Annotated in this window: 26 protein-coding genes and 1 riboswitch; of the genes, 9 read left to right on the top strand and 17 right to left on the bottom strand. The window is 46.2% G+C overall.

Annotated features, from left to right (window positions below; translation table 11 throughout):
- Nucleotides 1-88 precede the first annotated feature (88 nt).
- From purB to purE, 3 genes are read right to left on the bottom strand one after another with little or no spacing between them, the layout of a single operon-like run.
- Nucleotides 89-1,390, bottom strand: coding sequence for an adenylosuccinate lyase (purB, locus tag EI981_RS04220; protein ID WP_126995738.1), 1,302 nt, complete (start codon nt 1,388-1,390; stop codon nt 89-91).
- A complete protein-coding gene (gene purK / locus EI981_RS04215; RefSeq protein ID WP_127004336.1) occupies nt 1,387-2,652 on the bottom strand; it encodes a 5-(carboxyamino)imidazole ribonucleotide synthase in 1,266 nt (421 codons plus the stop codon). The genes purB and purK overlap by 4 nt, the downstream gene beginning before the upstream one ends.
- A gap of 8 nt (nt 2,653-2,660) precedes the next feature.
- Entirely contained in the window at nt 2,661-3,164 is a 504-nt protein-coding gene (purE, locus tag EI981_RS04210) for a 5-(carboxyamino)imidazole ribonucleotide mutase (protein WP_126995736.1), read from the bottom strand.
- A 244-nt stretch (nt 3,165-3,408) separates the two neighbouring features.
- On the opposite strand from purE, the gene EI981_RS28930 reads away from it, so the two are divergent.
- Entirely contained in the window at nt 3,409-3,615 is a 207-nt protein-coding gene (locus EI981_RS28930) for a hypothetical protein (RefSeq protein ID WP_162616075.1), read from the top strand.
- Nucleotides 3,580-3,681, bottom strand: a riboswitch (purine riboswitch). It overlaps the preceding gene by 36 nt.
- Before the next feature lie 294 nt (nt 3,682-3,975).
- On the opposite strand, the gene spoIIP is transcribed toward EI981_RS28930, so the two are convergent.
- From spoIIP to EI981_RS04185, 6 genes are all read right to left on the bottom strand, one after another.
- Nucleotides 3,976-5,439: a stage II sporulation protein P gene (gene spoIIP / locus EI981_RS04205; protein WP_126995734.1), complete on the bottom strand. Its 1,464-nt coding sequence runs from the start codon at nt 5,437-5,439 to the stop codon at nt 3,976-3,978.
- 415 nt (nt 5,440-5,854) lie between these two features.
- A complete protein-coding gene (locus tag EI981_RS04200; RefSeq protein ID WP_126995732.1) occupies nt 5,855-6,289 on the bottom strand; it encodes a universal stress protein in 435 nt (144 codons plus the stop codon).
- An 86-nt stretch (nt 6,290-6,375) separates the two neighbouring features.
- Nucleotides 6,376-6,639: a DUF1294 domain-containing protein gene (locus EI981_RS04195; RefSeq protein ID WP_068778265.1), complete on the bottom strand. Its 264-nt coding sequence runs from the start codon at nt 6,637-6,639 to the stop codon at nt 6,376-6,378.
- Nucleotides 6,640-6,748: 109 nt separating this feature from the next.
- Nucleotides 6,749-6,886, bottom strand: coding sequence for a hypothetical protein (locus tag EI981_RS29190; RefSeq protein ID WP_179015804.1), 138 nt, complete (start codon nt 6,884-6,886; stop codon nt 6,749-6,751).
- A gap of 57 nt (nt 6,887-6,943) precedes the next feature.
- Complete coding sequence (locus EI981_RS04190; RefSeq protein WP_126995730.1) at nt 6,944-9,064, bottom strand: DNA topoisomerase III; 2,121 nt, start codon at nt 9,062-9,064, stop codon at nt 6,944-6,946.
- A 322-nt stretch (nt 9,065-9,386) separates the two neighbouring features.
- Nucleotides 9,387-9,965, bottom strand: a complete 579-nt coding sequence (locus EI981_RS04185) for a hypothetical protein (protein WP_126995728.1) — start codon at nt 9,963-9,965, stop codon at nt 9,387-9,389.
- Nucleotides 9,966-10,164: 199 nt separating this feature from the next.
- On the opposite strand from EI981_RS04185, the gene EI981_RS04180 reads away from it, so the two are divergent.
- Nucleotides 10,165-10,380: a hypothetical protein gene (locus tag EI981_RS04180; RefSeq protein WP_126995726.1), complete on the top strand. Its 216-nt coding sequence runs from the start codon at nt 10,165-10,167 to the stop codon at nt 10,378-10,380.
- An 89-nt stretch (nt 10,381-10,469) separates the two neighbouring features.
- On the opposite strand, the gene EI981_RS04175 is transcribed toward EI981_RS04180, so the two are convergent.
- Both EI981_RS04175 and EI981_RS04170 read right to left on the bottom strand, forming a co-directional pair.
- The gene (locus EI981_RS04175) at nt 10,470-11,390 is read right to left on the bottom strand and encodes a DMT family transporter (protein ID WP_126995724.1); all 921 of its coding nucleotides are present in this window, start codon (nt 11,388-11,390) and stop codon (nt 10,470-10,472) included.
- 129 nt (nt 11,391-11,519) lie between these two features.
- On the bottom strand, nt 11,520-12,317 hold the full coding sequence (locus EI981_RS04170; RefSeq protein WP_418789037.1) for a sulfite exporter TauE/SafE family protein: 798 nt from the start codon (nt 12,315-12,317) through the stop codon (nt 11,520-11,522).
- A 456-nt stretch (nt 12,318-12,773) separates the two neighbouring features.
- Here EI981_RS04170 and EI981_RS04165 point away from each other — a divergent pair, with 456 nt between their 5' ends.
- Nucleotides 12,774-13,610: a sulfurtransferase gene (locus EI981_RS04165; protein ID WP_126995722.1), complete on the top strand. Its 837-nt coding sequence runs from the start codon at nt 12,774-12,776 to the stop codon at nt 13,608-13,610.
- A 213-nt stretch (nt 13,611-13,823) separates the two neighbouring features.
- A complete protein-coding gene (locus EI981_RS04160) occupies nt 13,824-14,213 on the top strand; it encodes a hypothetical protein (protein ID WP_126995720.1) in 390 nt (129 codons plus the stop codon).
- A 107-nt stretch (nt 14,214-14,320) separates the two neighbouring features.
- Here the strand turns inward: EI981_RS04160 and EI981_RS04155 are convergent, their stop codons facing one another.
- Nucleotides 14,321-14,746 carry an exosporium protein C gene (locus EI981_RS04155; protein ID WP_126995718.1) on the bottom strand — a complete coding sequence of 142 codons (426 nt, stop codon included), beginning with the start codon at nt 14,744-14,746 and terminating at the stop codon, nt 14,321-14,323.
- A 392-nt stretch (nt 14,747-15,138) separates the two neighbouring features.
- Between EI981_RS04155 and EI981_RS04150 the strand changes: the two genes are divergently transcribed.
- Both EI981_RS04150 and EI981_RS04145 read left to right on the top strand, forming a co-directional pair.
- Nucleotides 15,139-16,062, top strand: coding sequence for a phosphotransferase family protein (locus EI981_RS04150; RefSeq protein WP_227011686.1), 924 nt, complete (start codon nt 15,139-15,141; stop codon nt 16,060-16,062).
- Between the two features lie 132 nt (nt 16,063-16,194).
- Nucleotides 16,195-17,331 carry an amidohydrolase family protein gene (locus EI981_RS04145; protein WP_126995714.1) on the top strand — a complete coding sequence of 379 codons (1,137 nt, stop codon included), beginning with the start codon at nt 16,195-16,197 and terminating at the stop codon, nt 17,329-17,331.
- Between the two features lie 95 nt (nt 17,332-17,426).
- Here the strand turns inward: EI981_RS04145 and EI981_RS04140 are convergent, their stop codons facing one another.
- A complete protein-coding gene (locus EI981_RS04140) occupies nt 17,427-18,191 on the bottom strand; it encodes an SDR family oxidoreductase (RefSeq protein WP_126995712.1) in 765 nt (254 codons plus the stop codon).
- Between the two features lie 150 nt (nt 18,192-18,341).
- Here EI981_RS04140 and EI981_RS04135 point away from each other — a divergent pair, with 150 nt between their 5' ends.
- Entirely contained in the window at nt 18,342-18,911 is a 570-nt protein-coding gene (locus EI981_RS04135) for a thymidine kinase (RefSeq protein ID WP_126995710.1), read from the top strand.
- A 191-nt stretch (nt 18,912-19,102) separates the two neighbouring features.
- On the opposite strand, the gene EI981_RS04130 is transcribed toward EI981_RS04135, so the two are convergent.
- Nucleotides 19,103-20,512, bottom strand: a complete 1,410-nt coding sequence (locus tag EI981_RS04130; protein ID WP_126995708.1) for a deoxyguanosinetriphosphate triphosphohydrolase family protein — start codon at nt 20,510-20,512, stop codon at nt 19,103-19,105.
- 186 nt (nt 20,513-20,698) lie between these two features.
- Here EI981_RS04130 and EI981_RS04125 point away from each other — a divergent pair, with 186 nt between their 5' ends.
- Both EI981_RS04125 and aac(2')-IIb read left to right on the top strand, forming a co-directional pair.
- The gene (locus EI981_RS04125) at nt 20,699-21,241 is read left to right on the top strand and encodes a serine hydrolase (protein WP_126995706.1); all 543 of its coding nucleotides are present in this window, start codon (nt 20,699-20,701) and stop codon (nt 21,239-21,241) included.
- Between the two features lie 48 nt (nt 21,242-21,289).
- Nucleotides 21,290-22,009, top strand: coding sequence for a kasugamycin N-acetyltransferase AAC(2')-IIb (gene aac(2')-IIb, locus EI981_RS04120; RefSeq protein ID WP_335926315.1), 720 nt, complete (start codon nt 21,290-21,292; stop codon nt 22,007-22,009).
- A 197-nt stretch (nt 22,010-22,206) separates the two neighbouring features.
- On the opposite strand, the gene EI981_RS04115 is transcribed toward aac(2')-IIb, so the two are convergent.
- The 3 genes from EI981_RS04115 to EI981_RS04100 form a co-directional block, all read right to left on the bottom strand.
- Nucleotides 22,207-23,202: a YajG family lipoprotein gene (locus EI981_RS04115; RefSeq protein ID WP_126995704.1), complete on the bottom strand. Its 996-nt coding sequence runs from the start codon at nt 23,200-23,202 to the stop codon at nt 22,207-22,209.
- A gap of 298 nt (nt 23,203-23,500) precedes the next feature.
- Nucleotides 23,501-24,052, bottom strand: a complete 552-nt coding sequence (locus EI981_RS04105; RefSeq protein WP_126995700.1) for a hypothetical protein — start codon at nt 24,050-24,052, stop codon at nt 23,501-23,503.
- Between the two features lie 157 nt (nt 24,053-24,209).
- Nucleotides 24,210-25,724 (bottom strand): alpha/beta hydrolase family protein, encoded by a 1,515-nt coding sequence (locus tag EI981_RS04100; protein ID WP_126995698.1) that lies wholly within the window; start codon nt 25,722-25,724, stop codon nt 24,210-24,212.
- Nucleotides 25,725-25,766: the final 42 nt, after the last annotated feature.

Here is a 25,766-nt window from a genome sequence, read left to right as displayed (position 1 = left end):
TTAGTGGCGCGCGCCGCCTGCCCTTAATTCAACAATTATAGCCAAGCGGCGCTGCCGTTTAAGCCTCATAAGAGGCGATGAACTCCTCTTATCCTTCGATCAATCCGAGCTTGTGGAAGATGGTATCCACATGCTTCAAATGCCAAGCTGGATTGAACGCATCCTCAATTTCTTCTTTGCTTAACACCGCTGTAATCTCCGGCGTCTCTTCGATAATGTCACGGAAATGACGTTGCGTCTCCCAAGCCTGCATCGCCCGAGGCTGCACTGTATCATAAGCTTGTTCACGGCTGAAGCCTTTATCAATAAGCTTCGTCATCACGCGGCCAGAGAACGGCACGCCGTAAGTGCGCTCCATATTGCGCTTCATATTCTCAGGGAATACCGTTAGATTCTTCACGATATTACCGAAGCGATTCAACATGTAATTGAGCAGCATCGTTGCATCCGGGAGAATGACCCGCTCGACTGAGGAATGCGAAATGTCGCGCTCATGCCAAAGTGTCACATTCTCATAAGCAGAGATCATATGACCACGGATGACACGAGACAAACCAGAAATATTCTCGCAACCGATCGGATTGCGCTTATGTGGCATCGCTGAGGAGCCCTTTTGCCCTTTGGCGAAGGCTTCCTCCACCTCACGGAATTCACTCTTCTGCAATGCGCGGATCTCGGTAGCGAACTTGTCGAGCGAAGTAGCGATTAGAGCCAGCGTCGCCATATATTCAGCATGACGGTCGCGTTGCAGTGTCTGTGTCGAGATTGGAGCTGCCTTCGTGCCGAGCTTCTTGCAGACGAATTGTTCAACCGTAGGATCGATATTGGCGTACGTTCCGACAGCTCCGGAGATTTTACCGTATTGCACATTGTCTGCCGCGTGGCGGAAACGATCCAGGTTGCGCTTCATCTCTTCGTGCCAGAGCGCCATTTTTAATCCGAAGGTAGTCGGTTCGGCATGTACCCCATGCGTCCGCCCCATCATCGGGGTATCTTTATAGGCCAGCGCCTTATCACGCAAAATTTCAATAAAATTGATAATATCCCGTTCTAGGATTTCATTAGCCTGCTTCAGCAAATAACCAAGAGCTGTGTCAACGACGTCGGTCGAGGTCAGACCATAATGAACCCATTTACGCTCTGCACCTAATGTCTCAGATACAGCCCGTGTAAAAGCAATAACGTCATGACGCGTCTCCTGTTCAATTTCATAGATCCGGTCCATATCAAACGAAGCGTTCTTCCGCAGCAGGTCAACATCTTCCTTAGGAATAATCCCTAGCTCCGACCAAGCTTCACAAGCGCACAGCTCAACCTCCAGCCATGCCTTGAATTTATTTTCCTCCGTCCAGATCGCTCTCATTTCCGGTCGACTATAACGTTCAATCATGAATGTTGATTCCTCCATATTTTGGTTTTCTTTATCCAATCGAGTCCGTCCGATACCTCTTCACAGAGCAAATTGATATGCCCCATCTTCCGTTTAGGTACCGAACCGCTCTTTCCATATAAGTGTACTTTCGGAATGACGGCAAATCCAGGCTGGCTCCCCGAAGCCAACTGCTCGTCTGGCTGTTCCTGTCCATCCTGGTCTTCGGAGTTCGACAGATCCCTATGCCACTGATCCGTTGTCATCGCCTGTACAACCTTATCTATATGCTCTCCAAGTATGTTCACCATTACGACAGGTGTTCGCAGCGAAGGATCGCCGAGCGGAAGATTGCATATCGCCCGGACATGCTGCTCGAACTGCGAGGTATTGCAGGCTTCCATCGTGTAATGTCCAGAATTATGAGGTCGCGGGGCAAGTTCGTTAACGAACAGCTCGCCGTCCTTCGTCAGGAACATCTCCACGGCAAGTAATCCGACCGCACCCATCGATTCGGCGATACGAGCGGCAAGCCGCTCCGCATCACGCTGGATTGACTCGGCTACCCGAGCTGGAATAATCGATGCATGCAGGATATTATCGACGTGAATGTTCTCGGCAACAGGAAATGTCTTGATCTCCCCACGTGGACTGCGTGCAGCAATGACGGACAATTCCTTCTCAAAGGAGATGAATTGCTCCAGTATGAGTTCCGTACCAGCCTTACTTAACTCCTTATAGGCCAATGCAATTTCCTCTTCCGAACGGATTACCCACTGCCCTTTGCCGTCATAGCCTCCGGTCGCCGTCTTCAGAACACTCGGTAATCCGAGCCTTGCTATAGCCGCCCTCAGTTCATCTTCACTGCCGATCTCCGCGTAGGGGGCCACGCGTACGCCCGCAGCTTCCACCGCCTTCTTCTCCCGCAGACGATGCTGCGTGGTGTACAGTAGGCGACTTCCTTGCGGCACATAGGATTGCTCCTCAAGCAGGGCTGCCACCTCTGCATCGACATTCTCAAATTCATAAGTAATGACATCCGATCGTTCAGCAAGTAACTTCGCCGCTTCCTTGTCGCTGTAAGCAGCTACGATCTGCTCGGCAACCTGACCACATGGCGCAGCAGGTGTCGGATCAAGCGCGATGAAGCGATAGCCCAGATTACTTCCGGCGAGCGCCATCATCCTTCCAAGCTGACCTCCGCCAAGGACGCCGATGGTCGCGCCTGGCCGAATAATCCGTACCGTCTCAAGTCCTGTGACAGCCTTACGCTCCGAGATCATTTTATCCATTATTGTTGTTCCTCCAACACCAGATCATCGCTTGTCTCAATGACCGCATCACGTAATGCTGTACGACGCAGCTCCAGACGCTGCGCTAACTCAGGATCAAACGCGCCAAGGATTTGCGCAGCCAGCAGGCCAGCATTGGTAGCTCCCGCCTTGCCGATCGCAACCGTTGCTACAGGAATGCCACCAGGCATTTGTACGATGGACAACAGTGAATCAAGTCCGTTAAGCGCAGCGGATTTGACCGGAACGCCAATGACAGGAAGGGTCGTCTTCGCGGCAACCATGCCTGGCAAGTGAGCCGCACCGCCTGCACCAGCAATAATAACCTTAATACCGCGCTCTGCTGCCTGCTCTGCGAATTCAAACATCAAGTCCGGAGTACGATGAGCGGAGACAACCTTCTTCTCATACGGAATCCCAAGCTCCTCAAGAATGACGCAAGCATGAGACATCGTGTCCCAATCCGATTTGCTGCCCATGATCACTGCAACCTGTGCTGACATTCTTCAACCTACTTTCTTAAGTAAAAGTATAATTACGAAACTGAGTATTGCTATTGAAGTGAATTAATGATTAAAAGGCTGTGAAAATAACGTTGTGTCATTTCGTTGATGTAGAAGGTAGAAGAAACAAAAAAAGTCCTGGAAACTCCGAGAAATAACAAAGTATTTCCAGAAATCCGGACCAAAAGTGAATACGCGCCTCGCCCTTTTGCAACCAACGGGAACAGAACGATCGGCTTCATGAATGATTAATGCGGCTATCTTCGTCTCAGGCTGCGCCACACCGTGGACGACTCCCCATCCGGGCTTCGTCCAATCTTCATTAACCCATGCATGCTGGCCTTCACTTAAGCCAAACTCGCAGCATCCGCATGTCGTTGTTCCAATGATCCGTAAGGAGAATGGTATGACCTATCCTAATGACGTATTCACTCGTAGTCCGACTATTTAAGGTAATCGGGTAGAGACTCCCGGGCCATATTCCCAAGGTTATACGAGCAATTATTCCACAAAATTTATTAGAAAAAAGCTTGTTCAACAAAGCTTATGATATGAACATTCTATGAGCAAATTACCTGCTCTCTATGTCTAGTTTAACAATCCCTCCTATCATATGTCAACTAAAACACGAACAATATAAAAACACTGTATAATAATGTTCGTTTTTAACCAATGTACTCCTTGTTAACCTAATCTTAAAACTCTATATCATCGTAAATTTACATAAATTATGTATTTACAACAAGAGACCGTCCTCCGTATTAAACTGCAGTACAGGACGGTCTCTGCTTATCTGATATAAAAAATATAATTATTTATTGGAATGATAGTACTGTGCAAACACATCCGCCAAAGCTTCTGCGGCACGCTGGCTCTCCTGGAACGTATTGTTGGCTCCCCCAATCTCGATCAACAGACTGCCCGTCGATACCGATTGATTGTATTCACCATTGCCTTGCTTCGCACTCTTGAGCAGCACGCCCCGGGATATGCCAGGGTAATTCTGCTTCAATAGCTCATTCAGCTCATCAGCGAACTGCTTATTCTTCGCATGGTTGCTATGATTCGTTCCAATCACGAATAAAATGCGCGCATAGGACTCCCCGTTAATCGAGGTTGTCGTCGTCTGTTTCGGTACATCGCTGTCACGATGGATATCGAGGAAATAAGTCAATGAAGGATTCGTCTTCAGCGCTGTATTAATCGCCCTGCGCGATTCCTCATATGATTTGGAATAGCTGAGTCTTTGCTCCTCCAACCGCCTCGCTATATCGATGTTATTAACGAACGTCGGTACACCCTTCTCCTGTAACACATCACCTAGATATCTACCGACCATCGCAATATTAATATCACGATCATCTACCGAAGAGCCCTTCACATTACGGGCAACACTTCGCCAGGATTCCCGATTATGAGAGGAATAAATGAATACTTGATTCTCATAATTCACTTCAGCATTGGATTGTCCTGCAGTATCCTGTGCATCGTTGGCAGAACCAATCTGTACAACCCAGCCAGCGATATAGGCCGTGCTGCCATCCTGCATTGCAACCTTGAACCATTCTCCATCACTCTCTACGATTGTATAAGATTCGCCGGGCTGAGCCTTGCCAACGATCTCGAAGTCCATGCCCGGTCCGACACGCAAATTCGTCACATCAACAATTTTAACGACGGAAGCACTCTTATCCCCAGCATCGGACTCTCCGTCCGCCGCTTGATCAGGTTTGTTCTGCTCCACGGTCTGAGGCTTCTCCTCTTGACCGCTCTGGAACTTGTCCTGCTCCTGCTTAACGACCTTAGTCTCGTCCTTGACGGCTTTTGTCTCATTCTTGGCGGCTTTTGTCTCGTCCTTGGCGGCTTTTGTCTCATTCTTAACGACTTTAGTCTCGTCCTTAACAGTTCCTTTGTTCCCATCTTTCACATACTCGATATAATCAGTGTGTACCCATCCATCAGACTTCGCCAGCTTAATCTTGATCCATTTCCCCTGCTTATCCAGCACCTGATATGTACCCTGCTTGCCGATCATCTGGATAACTGCTGCCTTCAAGTTTGGCTCTGTACGTACATTCAAACGTTCAACCGTACTTCTGGCATATTCAATCTTCTTAGAATTATCACTTGGCTTGGTACTTTGCTTCTTCACAGTCTTGACCTCAGCAGCGTTCCCTTTGGCCGCATGAGCCTGACCTGATGCATAGAGACCATTAGCACTTCCTAGTAAAAGAACGACACATACAGCAACTCTCCACATTTTAAAACGAGGCAAAATAAATTCTCTCCCAACATCGTTAGTCTTGCTCTATTATTTCGACATAGATAGATGAAACCCTCCCCTATTCGTCGAAATGATCGAGACGGATTACTAGATTGCGAGAGTCGGTTCTGCTCTAACGGAAATAGAGGCCTCTATATTGCGAAAACAGCCCCGTTTTCAATTCTAACGGAACTGAGGGACGTTAATCGACCATAATTAGACCAATTTTCTCGCTAATTTTGCCAAATAGGGTCCCAGATTTCCGTTAGAAAATATACAGACTTACGGACAGGACAGCACTCGAATTGATTTTTTAATTGTCACTACTTGCTATCTTCTAAAGCAATGGCCGCATTTTACGCAAACAAGGGCCAACTCTTAGCAATCTTCCTCACTAAGAGCTAGCCCTTATCCTAAGCTTTATTCTTTATTTTACGACCAGAACCGGGATTCTGGCATGCTGTACAACATTGTGGCTGACGCTGCCAAGCACGAACTCGCGTATGCCGCCAAGACCGCGGCTGCCGATTACGATCAGATCGTTATGATTCTTCTTCGTATAATCAAGTATGACTTCCGCTGGCGCACCCTGTATCAATTGAACGGTAGCATTAACCCCTGCCTCTTCAAGGCGCTTCTTAGCTTCCTCCACCGTCTTCTCCGCAAGTTCATAGAACTCCTCATTCACGGAAGCAGGCACTGGGGCAAAGCCATCCGCTACATAGAACCGTGGAAAATCAAATACATGGAGCACTTCAAGCGTTGCATCCGGATTTAATTTTGCCAATTCAATCGCTTTGTCTAACGCTTTGGTACCCGCTTTGGATCCATCGTATGCTGCTACTATTTTGGAGAATAACATGACAAGCACCTCTCTCATCTAAGTATTAATACGATTAACCGTCAACTAGCCAATAGTACGATAGAATTTGATGCGCCAATCATAAATCAGGTTAGAAAATAACCATACAACACCGCGTTCAAAAGGAGTAACAGCGGGATCCCGATCCGGAAGCTCATGTGCTTGGTCTTATGGCGTTTCGTATTCATGGCGATCAATACGCCTAAGGCCCCGCCGATGAAGGCCAGCAGGAACAGCGTCTTCTCGGGGATTCTTTCCTTCCTCTGCCTTGCGCGCCGCTTATCGTCGGACATGACCAGATAGGCCACTAAATTAATAAAAATTAGCCAGATTACTAGGCCCATTCTCATGCCGATTGCTCCCTTCGAATTCGAGATAGAGGTAACTCTATCTAATAATATTATAACGCCAATCACAGCAATTAAAAAGCTCCCCTCGTGGGGAGCTTCAGTGCAGCAGCTATGATTCCTGCTTCGGAATCTTGTTCAAGCTGGATGGCTTGCCCGCCTGCTTCTTAGGCTGAAGCTCATCGGCGGCTTCCATAATACTTGATTTGTTCTGCTGATTTTTGATTTTCTGCGCTTTATTATGCGGCATTTGCATACCACCTCCAGGCATAGCATCCCGGGATGGCACATGATTTATGCATCATAATTACTGATTCTTCTTCTCCATTGCAGCCTTGAGGAGATCACCCAGATTATTGCCGGCAGGCTCCTGCTTCGCATATTGCTTGACCAGCTTCTGCTGTTCCCGCTTATTGATATGCTTCGAATCCTTATTCATAACTTCAGTTATTCCACAGGAGAGACACTGCACATATAGACCAGCCTTGCCTTCCTTAAGCTCCATCTTCTTATGACATTGCGGGCAACGGCGATTGGACAATCTCTTCTCTCCGGAGCGTTTATAGCCGCAATCTTCATTCGGGCAGATTAAGAGTAGGCCCCGCTTCGTCTTCTTCTCCAACAATCTTGTCCCGCAATCTGGACAATGACTGTTCGAGACATTATGTGGCTTATAAGATGCCTCACTATTCTTGACGCCCTTCACCAGGCTCTGCGCCATATCGCGGATACCGCCCAGGAACGGTCCCGGTTTACCTTGTCCGCGAGCGATCCGCTCGAGCTCCGCTTCCCAACGGGCCGTCAGGTCAGGACTGCGTAGATCCGCTGGAGCTAACTCAATCAATTGTTTACCCTTGCCAGTTGGATGCAGCAAATTTCCCTGCCGCTCTATCGTATCCGAATTCACCAACTTCTCGATAATATCAGCGCGTGTCGCTGGCGTGCCAAGGCCATGCTTCTCCATTTGCGTCAGGAGGGCCGCCTCGGTATAACGCTTCGGCGGCTGAGTACGTCCGCTCTGAATTATGCAGCGCTTAACGGTTACAGTTTCCCCTTCCTTCAATTCCGGAAGTGATGCTCCGCTCTCCAGATCATCATCGTCTTCATCTCCATCAAGAAGCGATTCATCATAAGCAGCTCGCCAGCCGCTCTCCTTCATCGTAATACCCTTGGCATGCAAGGTTTCTCCAGCAACGTCAAGCTCTACGGCAACATTGTCATAGCGGGCAGGTGGATAGAATAAACTGATGAACCTGCGTACGATCAGATCATACAATCTGCGTTCCTCAGAGCTAAGTGCGTTTAGCAGTACGGTCTGCTCCGTTGGAATAATCGCATGGTGATCCGTAACCTTGCTATCGTCAACAATTCGCTTCGACAAAGGCAGCGGTTTGCGGAGCAGAGGCCGAGCTATCGCCGCATAAGGACCAATGGCTACACTGGTCAGTCTTTCTTTTAACGTATCGGCCATGTCCGAGGACAAATAGCGTGAATCTGTACGCGGATAGGTGACTAGCTTATGCTGCTCATACAAGCGCTGCAATACATTCGATGTTTGCTTCGCCGAAAATCCGAGCATGCGGTTCGCATCCCGCTGCAGTTCCGTCAGATCATAAGCGAGTGGGTGTGGGACATGCTTCTCCGTCTTTTTCAGCTTGATGATTTTACCAGTGCGTCCGCTTAGTTTATTTTGCAGATCCTGCACTTTATCATTCTCGAAAATACGAGAGTCGCCATTACTTCCACGCCAAGTCGCTTCAAAATTGCCTAGATCGGCGCGCAGAATGCTGTATTCCTCGGAACGGAACTTGAGAATCTCGTTCTCACGCTGCATAATCATCCCGAGCGAAGGGGTCTGAACACGCCCAGCTGATAAGGGCGATCCAAATTTACAGGTCAAGGCTCTCGTAACGTTCAAGCCGACCATCCAGTCTGCCTCTGCACGGCAGCGAGCTGATTGATACAGTCGTTCGAACTGACTTCCCGGCTTCAATGACGCGAACCCTTCCTTGATCGCCTTATCCGTCTGCGACGAGATCCACAACCGCTTGAACGGCTTGCTCCATTTCGCCATATCCATGATCCATCTAGCCAGCAGCTCTCCCTCACGCGCTGCATCGGTAGCGATGATCAGTTCCCCTATATCCTGCCTGCGCATTAGCTGCTGAACAGCCTTATACTGATGGTTGGTCTCTTTGAGCACCTTCAACTTCATTTTGTCAGGGAGAATCGGCAGGTCCTCCAACGACCAGTTGGCAAATTTTTTATCATAATCCTCAGGCTCAGCAAGTCCAACCAAGTGGCCAAGCGCCCAGGTAACTACATATTTACTTCCTTCAAAATGACTCTTATGCTTCTCACGGCTTCCCATCACCCGCGCGATCTCACGCGCAACAGACGGCTTCTCCGCTAATACCAAAGTTTTCATATTGTAAAAGATGCACTCCCTTCCTCCCCCCATTATATCATCTCATCCTGCCTGAATATAAATTCTCATTTCCTCTTTAATAATAAATAGATGTGGATACGGACTAATGACTGACATATACCTCTCCCTCCTGTCTTCTTCTATAAATCTTCTTATTTTCGGAAAAATTACTATTAATTATGATCGAATGACGAGCTTGGTTTGGACTTACGGTGATTTCGAGCTTATTCCCAATCACAAACGGAAGACTCCTATCTCAGTATAGGAGTCTTCCGTTTGTGATTCCGGATAAGTCGTCCTGACCCACTATTCCGGTCGTTATTTACTTCTCGAATTCAAGAAATAATAGATTCTGATACACATGTTTACTGAAAGGGAATTTGGAACTCAAGCCAAAGCCAGTATGATCGATATGGACTGCCTTCAATGCCGAAGACCTTATAGTGCTGCGGATAAGTGCAATTGCCAGCGATTTATTATGACAACGAATGGCCCGGGCAAGTCGATCCGCGAAGGAACGCTGACAAGCCAGCCTACGATAAAGAGGCAAGATTGCCCGTGTCATGGCCCGATGGGCGGCGGTCTCGAACTTGAATCGCACCGTTCCTGGCGGAATCGTTACACCATTCAAATAGCTTGATTTGTGAATCGCAAATGAAATGAAATATCCTATCGCATTGGTTCCTAGTCCATGTCTACCCAACACAGGAGATACTTTGCACAATAGCTTGATCATCGCATCAAGATCAGCCGAGACAACGGCCCTGCTCCAGGCTGCAGCATATTTTCGATTACAGGCTATAGCTTTGTAGAAGGGCAGCATCTGACATGCAATTCGCTGTAAAGCTGCTCCTGTTGGGGCGAGAACAGGCTGCCGGTGCCTGCCCCTATGCTTCACCATAACATCATCTCCCTATAGCGGTTCTAGACTGCTATATTGTATGGAAATGACCTATAGAATGGACTGGGCTCATTACATTTAGTATGGAAGGACATTCTAAATACCCTGGGCTGGACAACAGCCTGTTCTGATTGCTATGCTATTTCAAGTGTTACAGACAAGAGTATTCATTCAGGAGAGAAGAAGGAGAACGGACATTATGCCGATAAATAGACGCCTTACCACTGATCAAGATTTTCAGGATGCGCTGGACCGTCAGCTGCGGATTCGCGTATTTCACAATAGTCATATGGTTGAGAGCGGAGCAATTATCGTCCGCTTTACCGAGGATAAGGTTATAACTCAGACCAGCGTTAGTGATCTCACGTATCATTCGCGTCAAGAATGCGAGTTTTTTGAATTAAAGAAGAGGTAATTCATAAAAAAATAAGGGCTTTTTCTAACTCACCCTATCATATGCCTAGAGCGATTTAAGGGTGAGACTGGAAGGTCAACGACGAAATATTATCCTTGAATGGCACTCTCATGGCTTACTTGATCCGAAGGTGCGTCTTTGCCATAGCGGATAAAGATCGCCACACCACATAATATAATGGCTCCAGCCCATAATTGTAGAGAGCTGAGCGCCTCCTTTAGCAGCAGCCAGGCCAGCAAAGACGCAAAGACCGGCTCCCCCAATACAGCCATGGATACAGCAGCCGCACTAATATACTTCATCAGCCAGTTGAACAGATAATGGCCGAATAGAGTCGGTACTACAGCCAGCAAAAGGAAAATGCCCCATTCTCTCGGCACATAGCCTGTAAACGGAATATGACGAACTAGGTTATACCCTGCCAGAAAAGTTGCCGCGATCGCAAAAACCCAGAAATTATACACATAAGCGCTCAAGTTCTTAAGTAAGTGCTTGCCGATCAGCATATGTGCCGCTACCGCGACTGTCCCTAGAAGAGATAGAATATCCCCGCGAATTGCCTCCTCCGATAGCTGAAAATCTCCAATGCCGATAGCAATTGAGCCAATGAGAGCGAGACCGAGACCAATCAGCATAGCCCGGTTGATCCGGGCACCGAACAGAAAGAATGATCCGAACATAACGATAATCGGTTCCAAAGTTAGAATCACCGTTGAGCTGGCTACGGTTGTCAGTTGCAAGGAGCCCATCCACAACAGAAAATGCAGTCCCAGCATGAGTCCCGATGAGATCAACAAGAGCCATTGTTTGGAAGTCAGCTGAAGCATTTCTTTACGATACTTCCATAGTAGAGGAAGCATAAGCAAATTTGTAAGATACAATCTGTACATCGCAATAATAGATACCTCGGCGGTAGACCAGCGCACAAAAATAGAGGAGAACGATATCGCTATGATACCGATTATATAGAGTACTTCATATGATACAGATGATTTAACCCTGGAGTACATTTTAGCGTCCCTCGATCCAAAAATATGTATATTTTACATGTCAACACACCACATTATAGCGATACGTCCTGGTCCCAGCAATTGATTTTATGCAGCTGTCTGTCCAGCATTCCTCTTACATTACTTTATTCACGCAATAATGCCCCACCAGATTTTTATGGCGGTTGCAGCGATTAGCACGGCTAACGCAACCCGAAGGTACTTCACGTTCAAGTAACGGCTAACCCGAGTGCCGATCGGAGCTCCAATAACACTGCCGAATATCGTAAACATCGTGGGCAGCAGCGGAATCCCTCCGCCAATGAGTTTACCTGTTACACCGCCAATTGCCGAAATAAATACAATGGCAAGTGAAGATGCCACCGTAACACGGGTAGGGAGCTTCAATACGGTCAGCATGATGGGGATCAAGATGAACGAACCGCCTGCTCCTACAATCCCGGATACGATCCCGACCAGAAGAGCCGCAACCGATGCCGTAACATGGTTATAGGAAATTGCCCGGAGGTCCGTATCTTCCCTGCTCCCCCGATTTGGAACCATCATCATGATAGCCGCGATCACAGCCAGCACTCCATATATAATGTTAATCGTCTCGCTAGGCAAATACTTAGAGCTAACGCTGCCTGCCAAGCTGCCAATCAGGATACTAATCCCCATATTGCTGATTAGCCCTTTATGCATTAACGGTTTTTCATTCTTGCTCTGCTTCTTGTATGCTAAGACACCTGCCAAAGACGAAAAGAATACCTGAAACATGCTGATTTCCGACACTTCTTTTGGGGTAAAGTTACCTACATGAAGTAGATCAGGAATGTACAGCAGCAGTGGATAGTTAATAATCGCCCCTCCAATACCTAGCAAGCCAGAAAAAAATGAACCTATTAGGCCAATCAGAAACATAATGAAATATCCTGCTGTATCCACGTATGTATACCTCCTAAGCTGCTCATAATATTTTGCACACACGATATACGAATGAATCACGATGCGCTATAATAAATAAAACCAAGTAATTCAATGGGATAAATGTAGACGGAGGTGTTGACATGCTTAGCAAACTCAGGTCTTTATTTCAGGACCGCTGTCCGAACTGCGATGAAAAGCTTCATGTCAAATCGGACTCACTTCGCTGCATCAAGAGTTGTCCCAACCAACATTATACCGAAGAGACATACTGCCATCTAAATATTCGCATCGTTTATCGCGATTAAATCTGGATAAAATTCTAACACTCTGCGTCCCTAATCATACCGCCTCGGATTTATTATGTACAGCATACTTCGTATTGCTAACTGCGTATGCAGGCTGGTTATTTTTTCTCCACTGCAAACGGTGTATACTGGCTTTATTCATTATTTCTAGAAGGCGGTGTTTTCTATTATGAACATTATAGTAAGCAAACCTTGGGTGTTGGCACGGATGTACGAGCCCGATATAACGATCGTGGATTGCCGCTTTGAATTGGGAAAGCCTGACGCAGGACGGAAAGCCTATGAAGAGGAACATATTCCCGGCGCTGTCTACCTGGATCTTGAACAAGATCTCTCCTCCCCAATAAGCGAGCATGGCGGTCGCCATCCGCTACCCGATCCGGAACAACTAAGCAAGACTCTGGCCAAAATCGGCATTACGCCTGAAACGCGGATTATCGCCTATGACGACCAAGGCGGAATGTACGCCTCCCGATTGTGGTGGCTGCTGAGCTATTTAGGACATAAGCAGGCCTATGTTATGAACGAGGGCTTCACGGCTTGGAAGAATGCCAATTATCCGGTGACCGCTGATCAGCCGATCCGCGTGCCAGCTAGCTACACATATAGCCTGCATCCCGAAATACTTGCCAGTATAGATGAGGTACGTAGCGTAGCTGGTAATAACGAGGTAATCGTCATTGATTCACGCGATCCGCGCCGTTATCAAGGGTTAGAGGAGACGATGGATAAAGCGGCCGGTCATATTCCAGGAGCGAAGAATAAGTTCTGGAAGCTGCTTGTGGAACAGGACGGAAAATGGATTGCTGCCGATCAACTAGCGGAGCACTATAAAGAGTTTCCCGCTGATAAGGAAATTATCGTGTACTGCGGTTCAGGCGTCTCGGCTTGTCCGAATTTCATTGGCCTGAAGGAAGCAGGCTATGAGAAAGTAAAATTGTATGCGGGAAGCTGGAGCGATTGGATCTCTTATAATGAGAATCCGATTGAGACGGGTGATGAATAAGAGCTGAAAGGCCGCGTTGGACGCGGGCTTGGGGGCTGTGACAGGTGGTGTGCATGTAATCTGTTGCAGCCCTTTTTGGGCTGCAGTTCCCGGAAAATTTTCATTCCCTATTTTTGTATTTTTTTATATAATATATTCGATTCACTATTTTTTCTCATCAGGGAGTGTGCTGATTTCTTTACGATTAACCTTCACAGAGGGGAGGTGAGAATAATGAAAAAAGTAGTATTCTTAGTCCTCATTGCGATGTTAGCCTTCTCCAGTCCGGCCTCTGCCGCGTATACTACGGAATCACAAGAGACGAGATATGGGCAGCCAGGTCACTCTAAATATGCCTACGAAGTGTCTCTTTCGGGACAACCCAATACCCAAGTGACCGTCACTTTGATGTACAAAGGCCCTTTGGGGCAGCGCGAGCCTGTCTACGGTTCAACCATCACCGTCACGCTTGACTCCAGCGGAAGCGCTTGGATCAATGGTCCCGTTCTTGATTGCTGCTCTGCATCTTATGTGAATCCTTACGCTAATCCTGTAGTTGTACAAGCCCAATTCGAAGGCAACTATGGAACCGTTAATTGGTTTTATTTGCACGCTAAATATTAGTATTGTTGTTGCACCAGTACACGGGTTTAAGGGCTGTGACAGATTGCCGAGGGGCAGGCTGTCACAGCCCTTGTTTCGTTCAACGCTTTACAAACAAGTGGTGACTTTTAGGTTCTCGTTTTAACGGCAAGCCCACTAAACGATATAGGCCCGACAACATCAGCTCTTGTATTTGCAGTACGATTCTCTGCTGTGACGGTGTAAACATGGTTACCCGATCTTACATTTCTATCTTCCGCCTGGAACGTAACTGCATAATTTTGCTCAGAACCAGCAGATTCGATACCTTGTTGTGTGTTGAAAATTTCTTTTCCATCGCGGAAGATTCTAAAGAGTATTTGCGCAATGCCAGTGACACCTCGAACACCCACAGTTGCTACCAAATCTACCCGATTAGGTTGAGAATTCTTTGGAATAAGTAAAGTGATTGTTGCAAGACGAGATCTTGCTGGCGAACGTCGGATAATAACTGAGTTTGTTAAATTAAATCTGCTGCGCGGCTGAACGGCAGCTTTATCAAGAATACGTACCAAGATATCAACTCCTTTAATTGATACCTTCAATATATTCTGGGTAAGCAGAGAAAGATTGGGCAATTCATTGTGATTAATGCAAATGGCAAATTACAGATTAACGGGACATACATGAGATCCCACCCTCAGGGTGTTACCTTGCTTCACTTGGCCTTTTGTTGGCGATCCGTTCGGTTGACCATTTTTTTATTTTGGAAACGTTCAAACATAGGGGGTCGTCAGGGGATAAGAAGCTGGAGCGATTGGTTTATCTATGAGGGATTGACAAAGTATCTACATATTGCTTAATTAGGTTAAAGGGCAAGGTAATAGTGGAATTTTAGGAGGAGTTTATTCTGCAATCACAATCCAGGATATTTAGTGAACTATCCGTAGAAGAGATCCACGAACTCGTGAGTTTACATTTCGGCAATTCCGAGCATATTGAAATCTCTTTGTTAAATAGCGGTCTCTTTAATACAACTTACAAACTAGATCTGAATTCTTTGCAACGTAAATTAATTTTGAGGGTAGGACCTGTGAATCGGGAGTATCTCTTAAATTACGAACAAAACCTAATGGAAGCCGAATGTTATGTTTATGATTTGTTATCCAAAAATCAAATCCCTTGTCCTGTCGTATTAGCAGCTGATTTTTCAAAAAGATTTATCCCCCGGGATTACATGATAACCGAGTATATCGACAGCACTCCTCTTTCGGACGAATCCATACCCAATGAAGCAAAATGTGATATATACGGTCAGGCTGGCAAATGGACTTCAGAGATTCATAAGATTGTTGGTCCACAATTCGGAAGGGTTTCAGATATCCTTAGGGGTAAGGGGCATGATCATTGGGATCAATTCTTAGTATCACATATAACAGAGATCGGTGAAAAGAGCCTTTTCTTTGGGGTATTAGATCGTGACATAGTGAACCGAATTAGTCATGTTTTTGAAAACATTAGAAATATTTTCACGAGTGTTACTACCCCTAGACTCATACATGCAGATTTATGGGCTGGGAATGTACTTGTCCATTCAAACAACAATAATTCAAATTATGAACTAGCCGCTATTATTGATGCAGATAGGGCAATTTTTGGAGATACTGATTTCGAATTTGCAAATCCTTGGATGATTAACGATTCATTCCTGAAAGGTTATGGAGAAAATATTGATGAACCTAACAGACAACTTAAACTTGACGCTTATAAGTTGATTTATAGTTTCATCGACACTTTTGTGTGGAAGGTTCAATATCAAAACAAAAACGAATATGAAAATCACAAATTACTGACATCTGAGATATTGAAGTCTTTAGAAAAACAAATTTAACCCAGCCGTAGCATCCATCTGCTTTGGGTAAGAAACGCACCTATTTTATTAATTTACAAATGATAGAAAGTCAAAGTATATTATATTCAATTTAGAAAACGTTCCCTAAAATGGAGAGAGGAAGGATTCATAATGAGAAAGAGTCTGAATCCAAAACAGGCGAGTCTAGCTCTATTGGCAGTATGCTGCATCGTCGTCATCACCATTGTTTGGTTGAACAGCAAAAGCTATTGGCCATTTGAGAGGGCAGATACCGCCTCAGCCAATTCCGTGAATGAGATAACAGATCGCGTGGCGAAGCTAAAGCAAGCCGGGGACACTCCAACACTAGAGCAACTTGTCGATGCTTTCGAACCACTGGGATTAATCGATGTACATAATCATAACGCCTCCGGTTCGCGTTATTCCTCAATGCTCGATGTCTGGAAGAAAAATCATATCAGCAAAGTCGTTCTCTTCGGCGATGTATCCGAGCCCAGCGCGATTGGTACAGATGCAGCCGCCTGGTTAGCCTATCAGAGCTCTCCCGAACAATTCCTCCCCTTCTTCTCAGGCTTCGATCTGCATGACCAAGGCTGTCTGGACGTCATTCATGACAATCTGGAGCAAGGTTATTTCGGCCTTGGCGAGATTGCCGCTGCCTCGACCTTCTCCCCCGTCGTATCCCGTGTCGCCTGGAAGGCCTCGGATCCTATGGATGGGTTCCTACCTGACATCTATGAACTCATTGCGACTTATAAAGCGCCAATCCTGCTCCACATTGATCCGCCTAACGGATATCCAGTTCTCAAGCTAGAGGAAGCACTGGAGGCCCATCCGAACACGACTTTTATCTTCGGTCATATGAACGCCTACAGCTCACCAGAGGAGATCGATCGATTGCTTGGGAAGCATTCGAATCTGTATGCTGACTTTTTCGCCGGGTTCTCCGTCTATAATCCCGAAGGAGGAGGACATCCCGAGAACTTTATACCGATTATGAAGAAGTATCCGGATCGCTTCATGCTCAGCACAGACTCTGGCTATGGCATTGAGAGCGAGGAACAGGCCATCGACGCGATGTATCGGATCCTGTATCTGCTGGACGACCCAGAGCTGGCAAAGAAGATTGCGCATGACAATATGATGGAACTCATTCAGGCGCAGCCAGCAACAATGACGCAGTTGTCTGCCATTCAGAAGTTGGCGGCTGATCGTGGAAAGACTTATAACTATGACAACATGTCGAAGCTGGAGGCTGGAGAAATACTGGCTAATGCCGAAAAGTGATGATGATACGGGAAGTCCACGTTGAACGTAAGATAGAGAGCTGCAACAGGTCGCTGACGGGCAGACTGTTGCAGCTCTCTTTGGGGCCCCCGTAATTACAGATGAGATCCGCCGCTTGCATCAATGAACTGACCTGTTACCCAACGGCTGTCCGATGAAGCAAGAAAGGCAGCAATATCCGCAACATCTTCAGGCTCACCCCACCTATTGAAGGTAGAGAGACCAGCTGCATATTTCTGTCCATTCGGATTTTGCAGCGTTCCAGCATTCATCTCTGTATTAATAATGCCAGGCTGAATAGCATTCACTGTAATATTGCGTCTCCCCAGTTGCTGAGCCAAGGTGCGCGTAAGTACATCAATCGCTCCCTTCGACATACTGTACGTGAAGACGCTTGGAGAGGCTACACGTGTGACAAATGATGATATATTGATAATACGCCCTCCATCTTTCAGACGCGGCAACACTTGTTGGGTAACAAAAAACGGCGCTTTGACATTCATGTTCATGACTTGATCATAAGATTCTTCTGTAGCCTCTTCTAAGGTTAAAATTTGACCGATTCCAGCGTTATTTACTAGGATATCAAGCCGATTATCGCCTGTACGTTCCCGTAGGGCCTCATCCAATGACGCATATAAATCATAAATACCGTCAAGAGTTCTTAAGTCAGCGCCAACTGCGAATGCAGCTCCTCCACCTTGCTTGATCCTATAAACTACTTCTTCTGCTTCATTTTGTCTTGTTCCATAGTGTACCGCGACTAATGCGCCCTCCTGTGCCAGACGTAAGGCTATGCCACGACCTATCCCCCGGCTTGCACCAGTCACTAAAGCAATTTTATCTTCTAATTTACCCATTTCTTCATCTCCTTATATCGAATTCATGTCTATTTATATCACAAGGTGATATTTGAAATATTGCTCTCTCATTAGGCATTCATTCAGCCTATCAATATGTGATAGAATAATCATGGTTATTGATAAGAACTAGAGAAAGGGCGACATAGATTGGCACAATTATTTTTCAAATATGGGGCAATGAATAGCGGCAAATCGATTGAGATTTTGAAGGTGGCCCATAACTACGAGGAACAGAACAAACCCGTACTTATTTTTACTCCTGTTGTCGATGATCGGGATGAGGTCGGCTTCGTCTTCTCTCGGATCGGGCTGCGCCGACAAGCCATTCCGATGAACAAGGATACGGACATATTCGGAATCGTCAAAGGTCATACCCCTCGGCTCTACTGCGTGTTGGTGGATGAATGCCAATTCCTGAGTGAGGACAGTATCAAACAATTAGTCCGGATCGTTGACGAGCTGGATATTCCGGTAATGGCGTTCGGGCTGAAGAATGATTTCCAGAATCACCTGTTTGAGGGCAGCCGCCAACTGCTTATCTACGCGGATAAGATTGAAGAAATGAAGACGATCTGCTGGTTCTGTGCGCGCAAAGCAACGATGAATTTGCGGGTAGAGAACGGTAAACCCGTCTATACCGGCGAGCAAATTCAAATCGGCGGCAACGAATCATACTATCCAGTGTGCCGCAAATGCCACGCAAACCCGCCCCTTTAACGTAAGAACCACCGTGTTTAGATCTCTAACGAAACTACAGATCGCTATTTTCCCAAAAACAGTGGTGATTCAAATCTAACGAAACTACAGATCGTAATCTTCAACAACCATTTTGAGCGCAAATAGCGATACCAGGTTTCGTTAGAAATAATCAAAGAAGAGGCAGGCTTATAAGCCTGCCTCTTCTTTGATTAATCCATATCGTAAATCGTACCTACCTTCAGTCCGTACAGCTCATTATAGATCTTCTCCGCGTAAGCGTCTGTCATACCTGCGATGTAGTCGATGATCATATGCTCCCAAGTCCATATCGGCTTCTCTCTTGCCTGATCGCGGTCAAAGCGACGCAGCCAGTCGCCAGGGATGATCGACTTGGACGTCTCCGGATCGACGAAAGCGTCCCATAACCGCTTGATAACCCAAGCGCTACGCTTCTGTAGTCGCTGTACGCGCAAATCACGAATCATCGTTACCCAAGCGAAGCTTTTCAGCACGCTTACTGTACGCAGCATATCCTCATCCTCCCGTCCCTCCTTGACGAACGTCACCTTCTGCCAATTCCCATCAGAGACCACGCCAAGGCTGGAGACGAACAGACTGACCCAATATGCCTTCACCTCGCGGCGTGTACGGGAATAATCATGACCACAAATCGGCATTTTCTCATTCCAGACTCTCAGGAACGAATCCAGTACCTCCTCGACCTTAACCTGGACTTTTTCCGGAACCCAGCCATCCCAGAAGAGATCCTCCAGCGTCATAATCTTCTCGACAATCAGCCGCTGAATGTGGGAATCCTTGAGAAAATGCTCGTGCACCTCAATTTTCCCCGCTTTGATGCCGTCCTCAAGATCATGTGCTGAATAGGCGATATCGTCGCATAAATCCATCAGCTGCGCTTCAAACGTTTTTTTACCTTCTGGAATCCCCCAACGATCACGGATGTAGGAAATATACTCCCACTCGTGCAGGTAGAGGCCCTTTTTATTAACGGTGCCAGAGTAAGGATATTTGTTCGTCCCCAGCAATACCGCGTCAGACAAGTTGAGTCCATCGATATTTTCCCGCTTCTCCAGGAACATCATCAGCCGGAAATTGTGGGCATTACCTTCAAAATGCTCATACTTCCGCCTTACAGCTTCCCGAACCCTTTGTTCTTCCTCGGGGCTTGGGTTGGTGTTCTTCAAGGCCTGTCTGATCTTCTCTTCCACCAGCTTCTCCAATATATTGTCCAGCACCTCTTCGCCTTTGTGCCCGAAGGGGGGGTGCCCGAAATCATGGCAGATCGCCGCACACTCGACGACCTCCGGATCAATGATCAGTCCGGGATGGCCGGCTCGATCCGCGGCAACATCCGGATAGGAGCGAAGCAAGCTGCGCGCGGCTTCCCGGGCAATTTGCGCTACTTCCAGCGAATGTGTGAGCCGAGTCCGGTAATAATCACCAGTTCCCGCTCCAAATACCTGCGACTTGCCCTGCAGACGACGGAAGGTCGGCGAATGAATCAACCGCGAATAATCGCGTTCGAAGGTCGCACGGCTCTTTTCCTGGCCGATATTGTCTGGATACTGCCGATGCTCCCTCATTTCCTGTATATTCATAAGTCTCGCACTCCTTCATTTCTTTGCTCTATTTATGTTATTGTAGCCACCACGGGGCGAAACTTAAAGCGAAAATTTAAAGTTTGCGCTAACCTTAGGTGTTAGAAACTACTATAGTTAACTTTACCAAATCAACCCACCCATATATGGTAAAATCAAGGCAACTATTTCTATGGGGAGAACTATATGTATAATGAGTTGCGCTATCGGGAGTTTGTTACACATAACATCTTTCGTTCATGCGGAATGAATAGCACCTTTTTCATTTCAAAAGACGATAGTAACGTTCCAGTGGCAGAAGGCTATGATGCTACCTATAACGAGAATAACAAGCTGGAGTGGAGAAAAAACATTTATTCATTTCCGCCGATAGGTACCTCTGACGGAGGAGCCTTTACGACTGTGGGGGATCTTGATTTATTTATGCGGGCGCTAGCTAATGGAGAACTGCTCTCTACCGAATTGACCCAGGAAATCATGAAACCGCAATCGACAATCGCAAGGGAGTTCGAATGGGGCAAGATCATCAACGGATATGGTTTTCATTTTACCTATGATCTTTCAGGAAAGCTCATACGAATGTACAAGGATGGTTCCAATGCAGGGGTAGCGGCTATGTTTGCCTACTACCCTGAGATAGATACAACGAGTACCATTTTAGGCAATCAAACCTGCAATATATGGGAGTTACATTGGAAAGCTGAAAGCCTAATTTTAACAGACAGATAAACGGTATCCACTATAAATCACCACCGCAAAGAACGGAGAGATGCAAGTATGATGAATTGGAAAGAAAAACAGCCGCACGCTCATGATCTGATGGAGCTTCATGTTGAGGCGCTCTTTACGCATGATCAGAATATGCGGCTTCGCTCAGTCAATGAGCCTTGGCCTGGAGAGGCCTCTGCCCCGCGTTTTTTCTTGGGAAGAACGACAGACGGGACGGCGATTTGCCGTTTTCGGCATGATGTGCCTGAGAAGCTCATTGCACAATTGCAGGAGCTATGTGCTGATGAGCCCAGCGTTCAGGATTTTCAGACGAAGCCGAAGCATTTGAAAGCCTATATGAACCTTCTGCAAGGTGAGAGAATCTCCACGGGTCCATGCTATCTTATTCCTCAAGTTGCTTCGCCATCCATGCAGGTAATCAGCCTCACCCGATCCAATATCATGGAATGGTTACCCAAAGATTTCGAATGGCTTGTCTCTGAGATCGACTATGCGCAACCTTGCGTAGCATTTGTACGCGATAACCAGGTCGTCTCGATCTGCCGCAGCGTACGTATCACTTCACTGGCCCATGAAGCTGGTCTAGAAACGCTGGAGCCGTATCGCGGAAGAGGTTATGCTGCCGCAGTCGTTGCTGGATGGGCTACAGCGGTACGACAGATTGGGAGACTCCCGTTATACAGTACATTTACGGACAATATGGCATCTCAGAGTGTTGCTAGAAAACTTGGTTTGTCCTTCTATGGAGTAAATTTCATGATCTTTTGATAATGAATGCGAGTACTAATCACTGCTATCTTCCGGGTCGAGCCTAGATAACAACTCCCGAATGGCAGCAGCCTACTGATCATTGTCATTCATAATTTTGATGAAGACTGGAATCGCTTCGCCTACCGATTACAGAAAGTATCACCAGCCAGGATCTTAAGAGAATCTATAAGAATCAAAGGCTTACGATATTAGTTCTACTTCACTAAATTCGCAATTTTAATCGCAATTTCCTGAGATTCACCGACTACTCTGTAATAGATGCCATCCTTCGACCAAACGACATTATATTGCTTGCCGTTAGATTCTTCAATTTCTTGATCCGATACTAAGGCATATTCTCCGTTTTGCAGTTTAACTTTTCCTATCGCGTTCATTTTTAATTTAAAAAAATTCTGCTCGGAAGCATAGAATGAGGGTTTTGCCCCATCGTTAAGACTGAAATGCAATATGTATTCCATCACGGAACGATTATGATAGAGATAAAAGGTGATATTTAAGTTCGCATCTTTCAACATAGCTGCAGGGAATGAAGTGTCACTTAATGGAAAACGGAGTTCCAACTTGTGAGAGCCTAATGTATTAGCGATGTCCGTCATATTACTCAAACGTTCCTTATCGTCCGCTCGAAATGAATTCAGTGCGGTGATCGTTTTTTCCGGCGTCTTCCATTCGATTTTAAAATTTTCCTTATCGATTGTAGAATTATCGTAATACGCGGTGACTCCATTGTTCAGATTGAGTTTGGTATATTTAGGATCATCAAAAGGGTTATAATCGGTTGCTAGTCCATTGTTCACATACAAATAATTGAGATCTGTTCCATAATAATTATTTATGCTGAATCCGGCTTCATATGTTGCAAACAATTGTTGAATGGTTAAAGGAACCTTTTCATTTCCCAAGGGGATATCCAATTGCTCATAGTTGTTGAAAGATTTCTGCATATAGTCGTTAACATTGATCGGAACGGTCTCGGAATCGTTAAAGCGAAGTGACTCCAATTCTTTCAAATCCCCCCAGTCGGGACTGTATTCATCTTGCGATTGCGCTTCTGTTTGCGATTCTAGTTGTGACTGTGTTCCTGTTTGTGGATTGGATTTGGTTTTGACGGTAGAATTTGACGAACAACCAGTAAGTAAGGCGATAGAAATCAGAGTGCATAGAAAGAAATAGATTACATTTCGATTCAAAGTTTTTCCCCCTCGAAGTATTGACAATATATTACACACATTTTGAAAGTATAACAATTTGACTCAAGTAATGGAAGGTAATTTTTTTCACGCCTTGCCTTCACACAATACTGACAGTCCAGCTTGCCGCATAACACATACTTCTTCTGCCCCGGTTCATACACATAGACAACAAGCCAGAGAACATGACCTATCCATGCTCCGGCTTGTTCTATTTTAGAGTTATTTTGAATGAATTCTCGCTCCACTTCTTCAGAGGAGATCCTGAGACTGTGATCTACTTTCAAGACTTCTTGAGTTAGTAACTGCCACCTTCCGGGTCGAGCATAGATAGCAATTCCCGAATGGAAGCAGCCTGCTGATCATTGTTGTTCATGATTCTGGTGAAGACTGGAATTGCCTCTCTAAGTAGAAGATAACTGAAATAATAGTAACTGAAGAAAGGACGCTTCTCATAACCGGGGGGCTCCTCTTCTTCCCATTCCATTTCATCATCCTCTTCGTCCTCCGGCCATAAGTATTCTTCGGACAGCAATTCTTCCATCGTCGCAATCGTATTCTGCGGATCCATATGATCGACTAAGATAGCGGAAGCGACAGCTAAATAAAGTTCAATCTCCTCCAATGTGATCTGCTCTGGCTGTTTCTCTGCAAGCTGATTTAGAAGAATGAGCAGTACCCATGGAGTTGTTTGCCATAAGGTGCTCTGATGCTCAATCAGATTTGCCAATTCCTCGTACTGTCCCGTCTCTATAAGACCAGGAATATCCGTACCTCTTCCATAAGCGGTTGTTAGTCGCTGCCAGGGAATACTATCAGCTGTTCGGGTCGACAAAGCGTTCCTCGTCATTTCTCATCTCCTCCTCATCTACAAGAATAAACTTCCAACTTCGGATACTGATTATCGATCATTATATAAGTTGTCCCCAGCTTTGAAAAGCAAAAAGGGGCTATCCTCACAAATGAAGTCATTTGCGCGGTTTCCCCTTTTATTAAAACAATAATTACTATTTGTTCGTATCCTGTTCTTCCTCGGCAAACAGCGATGTCACAAACTTTACTTCGGGATACTCGCTGCTCGGCCCTTTAAGCAAGCTCCCGTTTTTGTCCATCAAGTATTTGTCAAAGAAATCAAGCACATATGCATTCACTAGGGCAGTGGATCTCACAGGTTTAATCTTGCCGGCGAGCTGGAATTGGCGCAGGAGCGGAGTGATGAACTGCAAATCGGCAAAATTGTAATGCTCCGTATTCTCGACATATAGAATTTGCCCTCCATGCTGAGCGACATATTTAAAATGTCCAACTTGGGTATCGACCTCTGTGACCGCCTCCTCGAACTGTTCTCGGGTCGCTCCCATCGCTTCCAGCTCTTCATCCGTATACACATAATGTTCCCTCACCTTATTGTAAAGATCGAAGGTTCTCTCAGAGAACATGAACAGAAATGGCTTCGTCACCGGGGCTTGGTCATAACGGTACAGCGCCCCATCCAGATCGATCCCTACCTTAATTCTCGGATCATTGGCCGAATCATAAGAGGCGGCACCACCAAAGGAGTGGCCAAATGCACCGACTCGATCCAGATTCATTCTCCCCTTCAGTCCGCTCGAAATATAACCAGCATTGATCTGTTCAAGTTGGTCCAGGGTAAATGAGATGTCGTCCGTCCACATCTTGCCCACCGTATCGCGGTACTCCTTGTCGCCGACCTGTTCATCATCGGTTCTCATCGCCGTTGTTCGCCCATCGGGAAATACGGTAGCGAACGTACTGTACGTGTGATCGATGGAAGCAACGATATATCCATGGCTTGCCAGATTTTCTGCCTGAGAGGTCTGATAGATTTTCGAGGAACCAAAGCCATGATTTAGGACAATCAGGGGGTACGTTGGGCTAGAATTAGAAACCTCAGCGTTATCATAAGAATGGCTCGGGATATACTTCAAGTAATTCATGAAAATCCGCGGAATTCCAATCGTATGAGACATCGGCTCTTCCTTCAACACTTTTGCACTTTCCGGGATAAATGGCACCGGTCTTCCACTTGTATTTTGCGCCGGATACCATACCTGGACCATTAGCTCTCTAGGGCTCCCCACAGTCTCACCGAACAGCTCCTCTCTGCCTGTATCGATGAAATGGAACGTTTGCGTCCCTACTTCAAGCTTGCCCGTAGGTTCCGGCAATTGAAACACAGGGAATAGGTACATCACACCTGCAGTTAAGATCAGGGATAATACTGTGATTGAGAAAAGTGGAACCGATATAAAGCGTGAGAACTTTCGTGCAGCCTTCTTACGGAGTAATCCGTAGACCGATACAACGAGGGAGACGAGTATCATGCAATAAGGGAACAGAAGCTGAACTCTGAACCCTTCGAACGCTAAATGAATGATCAGCACGAGAGTTCCTGTCACACTAACGAGGAACAACGGCATACGCTTGCTGTACCTGAAGAACATGATCAGTACCAATAAACCTGCACTTAATAAAAGAAGAAGCACTTCATACAGTCTCATCTTAAACTCTCCTATTACGTAATATGAATTCGAACCTATCTT

The sequence above is a fragment of the Paenibacillus lutimineralis genome (assembly GCF_003991425.1).
Classification (GTDB): Bacteria; Bacillota; Bacilli; order Paenibacillales; family Paenibacillaceae; genus Fontibacillus; species Fontibacillus lutimineralis.
Note: the sequence above shows the minus strand (reverse complement) of the source record. Positions and strands in the feature narration are given on the sequence as shown.